Annotated in this window: 12 protein-coding genes; 7 read left to right on the top strand and 5 right to left on the bottom strand. The window is 64.8% G+C overall.

Features of this window, described 5'->3' with window-relative positions:
- Window positions 1-137: 137 nt before the first annotated feature.
- From AB6Q56_RS03715 to yaaA, 4 genes are all read right to left on the bottom strand, one after another.
- On the bottom strand, window positions 138-1,202 hold the full coding sequence (locus AB6Q56_RS03715; RefSeq protein WP_008643197.1) for a PDDEXK nuclease domain-containing protein: 1,065 nt from the start codon (window positions 1,200-1,202) through the stop codon (window positions 138-140).
- The gene (locus tag AB6Q56_RS03710; RefSeq protein WP_008643195.1) at window positions 1,199-2,401 is read right to left on the bottom strand and encodes a tyrosine-type recombinase/integrase; all 1,203 of its coding nucleotides are present in this window, start codon (window positions 2,399-2,401) and stop codon (window positions 1,199-1,201) included. The genes AB6Q56_RS03715 and AB6Q56_RS03710 overlap by 4 nt, the downstream gene beginning before the upstream one ends.
- 221 nt (window positions 2,402-2,622) lie before the next feature.
- A complete protein-coding gene (locus tag AB6Q56_RS03705; protein ID WP_434515835.1) occupies window positions 2,623-2,988 on the bottom strand; it encodes a hypothetical protein in 366 nt (121 codons plus the stop codon).
- Between the two features lie 178 nt (window positions 2,989-3,166).
- Window positions 3,167-3,940: a peroxide stress protein YaaA gene (gene yaaA, locus AB6Q56_RS03700; protein WP_434515834.1), complete on the bottom strand. Its 774-nt coding sequence runs from the start codon at window positions 3,938-3,940 to the stop codon at window positions 3,167-3,169.
- 180 nt (window positions 3,941-4,120) lie between these two features.
- Here yaaA and AB6Q56_RS03695 point away from each other — a divergent pair, with 180 nt between their 5' ends.
- The 7 genes from AB6Q56_RS03695 to bioD all read left to right on the top strand — a co-directional run bounded on the left by AB6Q56_RS03695 (window position 4,121) and on the right by bioD (window position 12,381).
- Window positions 4,121-6,463 (top strand): fatty acid cis/trans isomerase, encoded by a 2,343-nt coding sequence (locus AB6Q56_RS03695; protein ID WP_434515833.1) that lies wholly within the window; start codon window positions 4,121-4,123, stop codon window positions 6,461-6,463.
- 104 nt (window positions 6,464-6,567) lie between these two features.
- Window positions 6,568-7,743: a DUF2863 family protein gene (locus AB6Q56_RS03690; protein WP_434515832.1), complete on the top strand. Its 1,176-nt coding sequence runs from the start codon at window positions 6,568-6,570 to the stop codon at window positions 7,741-7,743.
- Entirely contained in the window at window positions 7,743-9,101 is a 1,359-nt protein-coding gene (gene bioA, locus AB6Q56_RS03685; RefSeq protein ID WP_434515831.1) for an adenosylmethionine--8-amino-7-oxononanoate transaminase, read from the top strand. The genes AB6Q56_RS03690 and bioA overlap by 1 nt, the downstream gene beginning before the upstream one ends.
- Window positions 9,098-10,255, top strand: coding sequence for an 8-amino-7-oxononanoate synthase (bioF, locus tag AB6Q56_RS03680; protein WP_434515830.1), 1,158 nt, complete (start codon window positions 9,098-9,100; stop codon window positions 10,253-10,255). Before bioA ends, bioF begins: the two co-directional genes overlap by 4 nt.
- Entirely contained in the window at window positions 10,252-10,965 is a 714-nt protein-coding gene (locus tag AB6Q56_RS03675) for an alpha/beta fold hydrolase (protein ID WP_434515829.1), read from the top strand. Before bioF ends, AB6Q56_RS03675 begins: the two co-directional genes overlap by 4 nt.
- Window positions 10,958-11,719 (top strand): malonyl-ACP O-methyltransferase BioC, encoded by a 762-nt coding sequence (gene bioC, locus AB6Q56_RS03670; protein ID WP_434515828.1) that lies wholly within the window; start codon window positions 10,958-10,960, stop codon window positions 11,717-11,719. Before AB6Q56_RS03675 ends, bioC begins: the two co-directional genes overlap by 8 nt.
- Window positions 11,716-12,381, top strand: coding sequence for a dethiobiotin synthase (bioD, locus tag AB6Q56_RS03665; protein ID WP_434515827.1), 666 nt, complete (start codon window positions 11,716-11,718; stop codon window positions 12,379-12,381). Before bioC ends, bioD begins: the two co-directional genes overlap by 4 nt.
- Here the strand turns inward: bioD and AB6Q56_RS03660 are convergent.
- Entirely contained in the window at window positions 12,367-12,705 is a 339-nt protein-coding gene (locus AB6Q56_RS03660) for an Hpt domain-containing protein (RefSeq protein ID WP_434515826.1), read from the bottom strand. The genes bioD and AB6Q56_RS03660 overlap by 15 nt on opposite strands.
- Window positions 12,706-12,723 lie beyond the last annotated feature (18 nt).

The raw sequence follows: 12,723 nt of genomic DNA, 5'->3' as shown, positions 1-12,723 counted from the left end.
AAGCGAAGCACGCAGGCCCGAGAGGGCCGGAGGCGTCAGGGGTCAAAGCCGGATGGCCGCGATTCGGCACGAAGCGCGGGGCGCAGCCCGCGAACCCGACGGCGGCACGCCGGGACGCCCGACTGCTTGGGGCAGGGCTACTCGTTGTCGGTCTTGCGCTGCTCGATCTGCAACTGCGCCCGCTGCGTTGCCTGTTGTAGCCGCTCCACCAGCACGCCCCTCGGCGGCAAGGCGGTCAGGTACTCGGCGACGTGGATGCCCGACTTGTCCAGCTCCAGCAATTCGATCTGCTCGCGCTTTTTGCCGGTGCAAAGGATGATTCCCAGCGGCGAGGCTTCCTCCGGCTCCCGTTCGTGCTTGTCCAGCCAGCGAAGGTAAAGCTCCATCTGTCCCTTGAAAGCCGCCTTGAACTCGCCGACCTTCAACTCCACTGCCACCAGCCGCCGCAGTTTGCGGTTGTAGAACAGCAAGTCAAGGTGGAAATCTTCGCCGTCAATTTGGATGCGCTTCTGCCGAGCCACGAAGCTGAAACCTGCGCCCAGCTCCAACAGGAAGGATTCCATTTCGCGGATGATCGCCGCCTCCAAGTCGCCTTCCTGCCATGTGTCCCGCAGTCCCAGGAAGTCGAGGATGTACGGGTCACGCATGACCAGGGCGGGCGACATGCGCTGCGCATCGCGCATCGTCGCCAGCTCCTGCGCGATCGTCTCGCCCGGCTTTTGGGACAGTACCGTGCGCTCGTACAGCATCGAGTCGATGCGCTCGCGCAGCGTGCGCACGCTCCAGCGCTCGGCGCTCGCCATCTGCGCGTAGTAGTCCCGCTGGAGCGGGTCTTTCAGCGGGATCAGGGCAATGAAGTGCGTCCAGCTCAATTCTCGTATCAGTGATACGAGAATCTGCTCGTCGGGGAAGGTGGTGGCGAACTGCACCATGCGGCGCAGGTTTTGCTCGGCAAAGCTGCTGCCGTACTCCTTCACCAACTGCGCCGCCAGGGTAGGCAAGACTTCCTTGCCATAAGCGCCCCGGCGCCCGTCCAAGACCTGCGTGTGGATGCGCTGGCCGATGCGCCAGTAGAGCATCGTCAGCTCGCTATTCACCGTCGAGGCGGCGTGCTTACGCGCCGCCTCGATCAGTGCCCGAATGTCGCCCAGCAGCGCCGACGGCGCTGCGGGCGATGCCACAGATGACCGGCGCCTGGTCATGCTGTCGCCTCCGCAGGAGGCTGCTTGGCGCCGGTAATCGCCTTGCGCCGGTTCGCCACCAGTTCGGCCGCCTCGCGCACTGGATCGTCCTCGGTGTGGACATAGCGCATGAACATCACGACGGTCTTGTGCGCCGTCAGCGCCATGCCGACCTTGACCGGGATACCTGAATTGGCAATGTCGGTCGCAGAGCGATGGCGGATGCCATGCGTCCCCACGTGCGTCGCACCCGCCGCCTTGAGCACGCGGCACCAGCCGCCGTAATATTCGCCTGTGGTCAGGTGCTGCGCCGGATGGCGTGGCGACGGCAGCACATAGGGATTGCCTTCCTGTCTCGGTGCCGTCGAAAGCAGCCGGTAGGCTTCCTCGCTCATGGGCTTGGACATGCCGCCGGTCTTGCTGTCGGGCCAGACGACGCGCCGATTCTCCAGATCGACCCATTCCCATTCGAGCGTGACGATTTCGGAGCGGCGGGCGGCGAACTCGAATTGCAGGCGAATCGCCAGAGGGATGACGTAGTTCTCAAGCCCTTCGACCTCGATCTTGTCGAGCTGCCGGAACAGCTTGCCCATGTCGTCGTCGCTGATGAGATGGGTGGACTTGCCGGCAGGGAACATCGGGACATGGCGGCAAGGATTGGTGCCGTCTGGCCGATAGCCCCACACCTCCGCCATGTTGAACATCTTGCGCAGGATGCTGAACGCCTTGTTCGCCTCGGTCTGCTTGTATGAAAGTTTCTCCATCAGCCCGGCAACGTCCGGCCGCTTCACGTCGTGAACCTTCTTGCGGCCCAGCAGCGGGATGATGCAGCGGTCGATGACGCCTTGATAGCCGACTCGGGTGCTGGGCTTGTTGCGCTTCTTGGAGTAGTCCTCCATGAACTTCTTGCACAATTCCTCAACGGTGGGTGCCTGGCGTGCCTCGGCCTTGTCCGCTGCCGGATCGCCGCCCCGGCGCACCTGGGCCAGCCATTCCTGCGCCAGCGAGCGGGCCTGTTCAACGGTCAGCTCGCCGAACAGGCCCAGGGCCGGCTTGCGTCGCTCGCCGGCGTTGGTTCGGTACTGGAGCATGAACACCTTGCGACCGGCCGGCGTAATCTTGCACAGGAAGCCGGGAACAAGGGTATCGCGCAGCTCGATGGCTTGCGCTTGGGGTTGTGCCGCATCTACTGCGGACTTGGTGAGCTTGATCTTAGCCATGATGACTCCTCGGAAAGACCCGATTCCCAGGAGCCTCGTAGGAGCCAGTAGAAGGGAAGCCGGGTCAAGTTTCAGAAAGCACCGGCATATGTTGAACTCGCCTAAGTCATTGATAAACTTGCTGTATATGGCTGTGGCGTAGTCCAGCAAAGTGCGGTACTGGAGTCATCCTGAAATAAAAAAGCCGGCAGTTCGGCCGGCTTGGCATTGGCGCGAATTCCTTACTGAACGGGGGTAATGCTCGCTTCTTCGATGAGCAGCGGATAGCTGTAGCCCATTCCAAAATCGCGGTTCAGCGTTACTTTGCCGACAATCTTGACAGTCTGTCCGACAGCGGCGGTCTGCTTGCTTGTGGCGATCAGGTTATTGGTATTGGCGTCACCACTACCGTCCTGCACGTGTACGAAATTGCGCTGCATGATCCCGTTATTCACCTTGACGACCTTACCCTGGAAAGCGACCTCTTTCCCCGACAAGGCTGCCTTTTCCTTGTTGATCGACTCGACCGACCGGGCGACAGGATCGGCAGCCAAGGCGCTGCCCGCCACCAGCATGCCGACCAAGGCCAGCGCAATGAACTTCTTCATGTAAGGAATGCTCCTCTAGGTGAAAGCGCGCCAGTCTCCCCCTCACTCCCAGCCTCGTCAATTGCAGATTGGCGGCTAGCTGATCCAGGTCAACAATCCCCCGTTTGATCCCGATGATCCGACTCGTGCCTCTTGATCCTAGCCTCCACCAAGCTATAGCTCCGCCAGCGCTCGGCACTCAGCCCGTGCGACGACGGAACACCCAGCTCGTCGCATCCGAAGCCTCGGGCACATAGGCGTAGCCGTCGTAATCGAATGCCTTTAGTCCTTCTGGATCGGTCAGCCGGTTCACTACCGCGTAGCGCGTCATCAGTCCGCGGGCGCGCTTGGCGTAGAAGCTGATGATCTTGAATTTGCCGCTTTTCCAGTCCTCGAATACCGGCTGGATGACCGTCCCCTTGATCTTGCGCCCGACGGCTGCCTTGAAATATTCCTCGGAAGCGAGATTGACCACCACCGGCTGCGACATCTCGTCCAGTTCGGCATTGATCGCGTCGAGCAGGGTTTCGCCCCAGAACGCGTACAAGTCCTTGCCGCCCGCATTGGCAAACCGTGTCCCCATCTCCAGGCGATAGGCTTGCATCAGATCGAGCGGCTTCAGGATGCCGTACAGGCCAGACAGGATGCGCACATGCTGTTGGGCAAAATCGAGATCGTCGGCACCAAGCGTACGCGCCGCCAATCCGTCGTACACGTCGCCGTCGAAAGCCAGGACGGCCTGCTTGGCGTTGGCCGGAGAAAATGGAAGCGACCAGTCGGCATAGCGGTTGAAATTGAGCAGCGCCAGTTGATCCGACAGATCCATCAGCTTGGCGATGTCGGCCGGCGACAGGCGGCGCAACTGGTCGATCAGGACCTGCGACTGTTTCAGGTAAGCAGGCTGGGTAAAGGTGGCAACTTGCGGCGGGGTCTCGAAATCCAGCGATTTGGCAGGCGAAAGGAAGATCAGCATGGTGGTCAGGTCACGACATCCGGTGTTTTTCTGGTCGCCATTCTACCGGCCCGGACTCATCGCACAGAACCCATGGCCCGCCATGTTGTCGTAGATTGCCGGTGATGCGGGCAATCTCCCGGTTTTTGATAGGATGCGCCTGCTCGAGTACATGACATTCAAATCCGCCCTGTAAAAATCGTGCGCAAACTGACCCCCATACTCTTCCTGTTCCTCGCGGCCTGTGCCACCGTCGCCACGCTGCGCCTCGACGACCGTTTCGGCCCGGCCGATCCAGCCCGTTTCGACCGCCTGCCAGCCACGTCGGTCGATGCCCCCGACTACTGGCGCGATGTCCGTCCTGTGCTCGACAGCCGCTGCGTCACCTGCCACGCCTGTTACGACGCCCCCTGCCAGCTCAATCTCGCCAGTTACAGCGGCCTGACACGCGGCGCCAGCACCAGCCGGGTGTTTGCCGACCGCCTGCTGGCCGGCGAGCCGACACGACTCGGCATCGACGCCCAAACCAACGCCCAGTGGCGCAACATGGGGTTTTTCCCGGTCCTCAACGAACGCCTGCAGACGCCGCAAGCCAACCGCGAAGCGAGCGCGATGGCCCGTCTGCTCGCCCTCAAGCAGGCCCACCCCGGCCCGGATAGCGGGCCGCTGAACGACCCGGATCTCGATTTTTCGCTCAATCGCGCGCAAATCTGCGTGCCAACCGAAGGTTTGGATGAGTATGCACGCCGCCACCCCACGCGCGGCATGCCCTTCGGCCTGCCGCCGGTCAGCGCCGACGAACACGCCACGCTCACCCGCTGGCTGGAGGCCGGCGCCCCCTATCGCCCGGCGCCGCCGCCAGCGGCCGCCGTGCTGCGCGAGCTTGCCGACTGGGAAGCCTTCCTCAACGCCGACGATGCCAAGAGCCGCCTCACCGCCCGCTACATCTACGAACACTGGTTCATCGGCCAGCTGTGGTTTGCCGCCCAGCCCGGCACCTATTTCGAGCTGGTCCGCAGCCGTACGCCACCGGGCCAGCCGATCGATCTGGTCGCCACCCGCCGCCCCTACGACGACCCGGGCGTCGACCGCGTGTGGTATCGCCTGCGTCGCATCGAATCCACGCCAGCAGCCAAGACCCACATGCCGATGCAGTTGGACGCGGCACGCATGGAACGTCTGCGCGAGTGGTTCCTGAAGCCTGACTACACCGTGACACACCTGCCCGGCTACGATCCGGAAAGTGCGGCCAATCCCTTCATCACCTTCCGCGACCTGCCGCTCGTTGCCCGCTACCGACTGATGCTCGACGAAGCGCAATTCACCCTGGCCGGCTTCATGAAAGGCCCGGTCTGCCGTGGCCAGTTCGCGCTCAACTCGATCAACGATCACTTCTGGGTCTACTTTGTCGCCCCCAACGACAAGAGCTCCCAGTTCATGCAGGCGATCATCGATGCCGCCAGCCCGGTGCTGCGTCTCCCCGCCGAACGCGACAGCACGGCCGGCCTGCTGGCCTGGCAGGAATATTCCCGCCTGCAGCGCAAATACACCGAGGAACGCAGTCGAATCACCGCCAAGTTCAAGTACGGCGATACCCGCCCGACGCTGAACGACATCTGGGACGGCGATGGTAGCAACCCCAACGCCGCGCTCACCGTCTTCCGGCATTTCGACAGCGCGTCGGTGATCAAGGGGCTGGCCGGCGAACGGCCGCAAACCAGCTTCCTCATCGGCTACCCGGTCCTTGAGCGCATGCATTACCTGCTGGTGGCCGGCTTCGACGTCTACGGCAACATCGGCCACCAGCTGGCCACCCGCCTCTATATGGACTTCCTGCGCATGGAGAGCGAGCTGAACTTCCTCGCCCTGCTGCCGATCAAGGATCGCCAGCCGGTTCTCGACCACTGGTATCGCCAGCGCAGCAAGCCGCACAACGACTACCTCGCCGATGCCACCCGCTATTTTCCGCTGGAAACCGGCATCCGCTACCGCAGCAAGGACACCTTGAACGAGCTCTACGACCTGCTCGCCCAACGCACCGCCAAAACCCGCGACCGCTCGCGGGAACTGGCGGCCAGCGGGCTGCCGGAAAGCGAACTGGCCGCCCTGCGCCGGCTGTCCGCCATCCAAGGCCTGGCCGCGTCGCAGATGCCGGAGGACAGCCTGCTCGTCTATCGGCCGGCAGTCGGCAAACCCCGGGTCTTTTCACTGATCCGCAACAGCGCCCACACCAATGTCGCCGAAATCTTCAGCGAAGCCGACCGCCGGCTTCCCGAGGAGGACACGCTGCTGGCCTTGAACGGCATCGTCGGCGCCTACCCGAATGCGATTTTCGCCATCGACCCCCAAAATGCCCACCGCTTCGCCGACGCCGTCGCCGCGCTGCGCAGCGCGGCCGACCTGGCCCGCCTGACCGACACCTACGGCATACGCCGCACCGACCGGCGCTTCTGGCCGACCAGCGACGCCATCCACGACGACTACCGGAACTCGCGGCCAGTCGAATTCGGCATCCTCGACTACAGCAGGCTGGAGAATCATTGACCGGAATCGGCGCCGCGGCGGGCAACAGCCTCGCGGCGCCGATTGAGCCGCGCAAGCCGATACGCGGCTGGTAAAATCCCGTTTTTGTATTTTCTGGATCACCAATGAAACGCACCCGCTTTGGTTCGCGCGACCGACTTTCCCGCGAAGCGGCAGAACTGCAACGCCTGGCCACCGGCCTTTCCGAATCCGGCGGCAAGCTGGAGGACAGCTACTGGGAAAGCCAGCTGGCCGAAGCCGTCGACAGTCTGCTCAAAAATGGTGCCGAAGACGACATCAACACCGCCCTTGACCGCCTGTTCGAGGCCAACCCGCGCGCCCACGACGAACTCGCCGACATGGTCGAGTCGCGCGCCGAAACGCATCGCCTGGAAACCTCGGGGCAGGCATTTGACATGCAGTTGTTCGCCGCCCCGGTTCTCGCCTGGTCGCGCTTCTCCATCCCCGCCAGCCCGCTGCCCCAAAGCACACTGCAGGCGCTCACCGTGCAACTCGGCGCCCATGTTTTCGGCGGCGACGCCAAGCTGGCACTGGCCGACTTCCTGTTCAGCCCGGACCAGTTGCCGCGCAGCTTCTGCGACACCTGGCAATTGACCAAGCAACTGGGCGAAGCGGCGCTGGCCGGCGGCCACCTCGGCATCGACACGGCCGGCATGCCGGAAACCAACCGTTTCCTGTCCGATGTGCGCTATCTCGTCGGCGCCATCGCCGTTCCGCGCGGCAAGCCGCTGTTCCGCTGGAACGAGGCCGACGGCAACCGGGAAACGGCGCTCAAGGAATGGCTCAAGCAGGGCAGCCCCAACCTCGAACCGCTGCTCACCGGCTGCGCCTGGCAGCCGCTGCTGCCGGACGCCTACCATGCCGCCTGCCGCAATGCCGACAAACTGTCGCGCCCGTATTCGCTGAAAGCCTCGGTCGCCTTCCTGCAGACCATGCTCGGCCTGATGCCGGCCGACATCCGTGCCGTCGTCGGCCCGTGCTATGACCGCCGGATGGAGGAATACCGCGTCAGCCTCGGGCCGAAGACCGGCGACGAGGTCTACCACGGCATCGTCTGGCCGCTGCTTGGCGCCGAGGACGAAGCCACCGATGCGGCCGGCGAAATCGAGGCCGTGCTGCGCGAAACCGGTGTCAAGGAAGTGCTCTTCCTCGACCACCATTTCCCGATGGAATTCTGCGACGACTGCGGCGCCCCGCTCTTCCCCAACCGCGAGGGCGAGCTGGTGCATACCGAAATGCCGGAACAGCCGACCGGCGGCGGGTCGCAGATCCTGCACTGATGGGCAACACGAACAACCGGGATTGGCTGGCCCGCAGCCAGGCTGCGGTGTGGCACCCCTGCACGCAGATGCAGCACCACGCCCAGCCGGGTTCGCCGGCCTACCTGCCACTGGTGCCGATTGCCCGTGGCGAGGGGCCCTGGTTGTTCGACTTCGACGGCCAACGCTACCTCGACGGCATCAGCTCCTGGTGGACCAACGTCTTCGGCCACGCCAATCCGCGCATCAACGCCGCGCTCAAGGAACAGCTGGAAACGCTGGAACACGTGATGCTCGCCGGCTTCACGCACCAGCCGGTGGTCGAACTGTCCGAGCGCCTGAGCGCCTTGACCGGCGGCGCCCTCGGCCACGCCTTCTACGCCTCGGACGGCGCCTCGGCCACCGAGATCGCGCTGAAAATGAGCTTCCACTACTGGCGCAACGTCGGCCGGCCGGAGAAGGCCGAATTCCTGTGCCTGGCCGGCAGCTACCATGGCGAGACGGTCGGCGCACTGGCCGTCACCGATGTCGCCATCTTCAAGGATGCCTACGCCCCGCTGGTGCGCGCCGCCACGGTGATCCCGTCGCCGGATTTCCGCCTTGGCGAAGACGGCGAAACGCCGGCCGATGTCGCCCGCCGGGCGGCTGCCGCGCTGGCAAACCATCTCGAACAACATGGCGAGCGCATCGCCGCGCTGATCGTCGAACCGCTGGTCCAGGGCGCCGCCGGCATGGCGATGTACGACCCGGAATACCTGCGCCTTGCCCGGCAACTGTGCGACCGCCACGAAGTCCACCTGATCTGCGACGAAATCGCCGTCGGCTGCGGCCGCACCGGAACCTTCTTCGCCCATGAGCAAGCGGTGATCGATGGCAAACCCATCCGCCCGGACCTGATGTGCCTGTCGAAGGGCATTTCCGGCGGCTACCTGCCGCTGTCCATCGTCCTGAGCAGCGACACCATCTATGGTGCCTTCCTCGACGACTCGGTCGCCCGCGCCTTCCTGCACTCGCACAGCTACACCGGCAACCCGCTGGCCTGCCGGGCCGCGCTGGCCACGCTCGACATCTTCGAGCAGGACGACGTGATCGCCGCCAACCGCCTCAAGGCCCGGCGCATCGGCGACGCCCTAGCCCCCCTGGCCGACCACCCGCAAGTGCGTCACCTGCGCCAACGCGGCATGATCGCCGCCTTCGATGTCGCCACCGACGACCTGCACTTCTCGCGCAAGTTCTACCGCGCCGCCCTCGATCGCGAGGCACTGATCCGCCCCATCGGCAACACGGTGTACCTGATGCCGCCGTATATCGTCGGCGATGACGATATCGCGCATCTGGCCCGAGCCGCTCAGGGCGCCCTGGAGGAGGCTTTGCGATGATCGAACAGGACTTGCAGCGCGAACTCGCCGAGCTGGCTGCCGCCGGCCTGACCCGCCGCCGCCGTGTGCTCGATTCGCCGGCCGGCCGTATGGCCACGGTCGATGGCCGGCAGGTGCTCAATTTCGCCAGCAACGACTATCTCGGCCTGGCCGGCAATGCCGGGATCGCCCGCGCCCTGGCCGACGGCGCGCTGCGCTGGGGCGCCGGCAGCGGCGCCTCGCATCTGGTCAGCGGCCACCTGACGCCGCATGACCAATTGGAGCAGGAAATCGCCGCCTTTACCGGCTTCCCGCGCGCCCTGACCTTCTCGACCGGCTACCTGGCCAATATCGCCGTCACCCCGACGCTGGCCGGCCGTGGCGACACGGTGTTCGCCGACAAGCTCAACCATGCCTCGCTGATCGACGCCATGCAGCTGGCCAAGGCCAACGGCGCCGAGGTGCAGCGCTACCCGCACAACGACGTTGCAGCGCTGGAACGCCAACTGGCCGCGAGCGGCGCCCGCCGCAAGGTCATCGTGACCGATGCCGTCTACAGCATGGACGGCGACCTCGCCCCGCTGCCGCTCATCTTCGAACTGGCCGAACGCCACGACGCCTGGCTGGTCATCGACGATGCCCACGGCTTCGGCGTGCTCGGCCCACACGGCGCAGGCACCCTGGCCCATTTCAATCTGCCGGCCTCGCCGCGCATCCTGCTCATGGGCACCCTGGGCAAGGCCGCCGGTGTCGGCGGCGCCTTCGTCGCCGGCTCGGCCATCGCCATCGAATACCTGCTGCAAAAGGGGCGCGGCTACATCTTCACGACGGCGGCACCGCCTGCCACCGCCTGCGCCCTGTCGAAAAGCCTGGAAATCATCCGTGACGGCGATGCCCTGCGTGCCAACCTGATGGCGCGCATCGCCCAATTGCGCAACGGCTTGGCCGGAAAGCCGCTTTTGCCTTCGGCCACCGCTATCCAGCCCTACGTCGTGGGCGACAACGAGGCCGCCGTCTCCCTGTCGAAAGCCTTGTGGGAACGCGGCCTGTGGGTACCGGCCATCCGCCCGCCGACGGTTCCCAAAGGTACGGCCCGGCTGCGCATATCCGTCTCGGCCGCCCATACCGCCGACGATATCGACCAACTCCTTTCCGCCCTGAAGGAACTCGCATGACCGCTCCCTTTGTCTTCCTGCCCGGCTGGTGCGTCGGCCGCAGCCCGGTTAGTGCCGCCGTTGAAGCCTTGAGCGGCAGCATCATCGATCTGCCAGGCTACGGCAGCGAAACACTGATCTCCGATTTCGACGCGGCGGTGGACGCCTACGCAGCCCGCCTGCAACCGGGGAGCACGCTGGGCGGCTGGTCGCTCGGCGCCCAGATGGCGCTGGCCATCGCCGCCCGTCATCCGGACAAGGTCGGCAAGCTGCTGCTGGTGGCCGGCACCGCTTCCTTCGTTCAGCGCGATGGTTGGCCGCACGCCATGCCGCAACCCATGCTCGCCGAGTTCGCCGCCGGCATCGCCACCGATGTCGAAGCCATGCTGCCGCGCTTCGTCGGCGGCTTCAACCGGGGCGACGCACGGGCCAAGGCGGTGACGTCCGAACTGCTCGCATTAGCCGATCCGCGCCCGGCCGGAGAAGTGCTGGCAACCGGTCTCAACTGGCTGCGCGATGTCGATCTGCGCCCCGACGCCGCCAAGGTCGCCTGCCCCACCCTGCTCATACATGGCGTCGCCGATCCGCTGATGCCGCAGGGCGCTGCCGAAGCACTGGCAGCCCTGATTCCTGGCGCACAACTCGCCCTTTTCGATGACTGCGCCCACGCCCCCTTCATCTCCCGTCCGGATGACTTCGTCGCCCGGGCCCGTCGTTTCCTGAATGACTAAACCGAGCAAGGCGCGCGTCCGGCAATCCTTCGAGCGGGCCGCCGGCACCTACGATAACGCCGCTGCCGTCCAGCGCCGCATCTGCCACGACCTGAGCGACCGGCTGCCGCCTCATACGGTACAGCGCTTGCTCGATGCCGGCTGCGGCACCGGCTACGCACTGCCGCTACTGCGTCAACGTTTCCCGCAAGCCCATGTCGTCGGACTCGATCTGTCGCCAGCCATGCTAAGCCGCGTCCCAGAGCCTTGCTGCCGTGTCGCGGCCGACCTCGAACACCTGCCGCTGGCGGATGCTTGTCTCGATTTGTTCTGGTCCAGCCTGGCCGTGCAGTGGTGCGACCTTCCGGCCACTCTGCACGAAGCCCGGCGCATCCTGAAGCCGGGCGGCACCCTGGCGCTGGCCAGCCTCGGCCCGGCTACCTTCCATGAACTGCGACAGGCTTTCGCCGGCGTCGACGATTACCGGCATACGCTGCCCTTCCATGGCGTCGACGATATCCACCGCATGGCCGCCGATGTCGGACTCCAAGGCATCGCGATCGACCAATACCCGCAGCTTGCCTGCTACGCAGACTTCAAATCACTGCTGCGCGCCGTCAAGGCGATCGGCGCCAACCAGGTGGGCAGCGGCCGACGGACCAGCCTGATGAGCCGCAGCGCCTTCCAAAAAGCAGAAGCGGCCTACGAAATGCAGCGCACGCCGAATGGGCTACCGCTGACCTACGACGTCATCACCCTGATTGCCCACGCATGAGCCAAGCGTATTTCCTGACCGGCACCGACACAGAGATCGGCAAGACCTTCGTCACCTGCGCCCTGTTGCACCTCGCCCGCCGGCAAGGCCTGCGCGCCGCCGGCCTGAAGCCGATTGCCGCCGGCACCGACGCCAACGGACGAAACGAGGATGTCGAAAACATCCGCGCGGCCAACAGTGTCGCCTTGCCGGACGAGGTGATCAACCCGTATTGCTTTGCTCCGCCGATCGCCCCGCACATCGCGGCAGCAGAAAGCGGCATTGCCATCGATTTTCCGACGATCGGAAAGACGGTGGACCAAAGCAGGCTGCAGGCCGATCTGGTCATTGTCGAAGGAGCCGGCGGTTTTTGCGTTCCGCTGGGCGAGGATCGGGGCTTTGACGATCTCGCGATCAAACTGGCGCTTCCCGTCCTGCTCGTTGTCGGCATGCGCCTGGGCTGCATCAACCACGCCCTGCTGACTGCAGAGGCCATCGCCGCCCGCGGCCTGACGCTGGCCGGCTGGGTAGCCAACCGGATCGATCCGGCGATGTCGCGTTTCGAGGAAAACCTGGCGGCGCTACGGACGCGCCTGCGCGCCCCGCTGCTTGGCGTAGTCCCTCACTCCCCGGCGGACGGACCGAAGGGGGCCGCCGATTACCTGACGCTACCCGGCGCGTAACGCATTTGCCACTTCGTGCAAACGTTGCTGGAGATAGTCTACGGCATCGCCCAACTCGTCGAGGTCCCCGACCTTGGCCTTCCGTTCTACCTCCTGCGCCTCGGCAGCCCCGTCCTCATCGGAAAAGGTGGCCAGCAAGCCCTTGATCGTGTGTGCCTCCCGCTGGATCACCGTCGCCTCGCCGGAGGCGAATGCGCTGGCTAGCGCAGCGCTGTTGGCTTCCACATCGTCGAGGAACATGTTGACCATCATTGAATAGATTTCCTCGTCCCCGCCCAGGCGGTCAAGAATGGATACGCGATCAAGAACGAAAGGTGCTGCCATTGCTCACTCCATTGGATT

Origin of the sequence: Dechloromonas sp. ARDL1 (assembly GCF_051122455.1) — a bacterium.
GTDB lineage: Bacteria > Pseudomonadota > Gammaproteobacteria > Burkholderiales > Rhodocyclaceae > Azonexus.
This window is presented reverse-complemented; position numbering and strand designations above follow the sequence as displayed.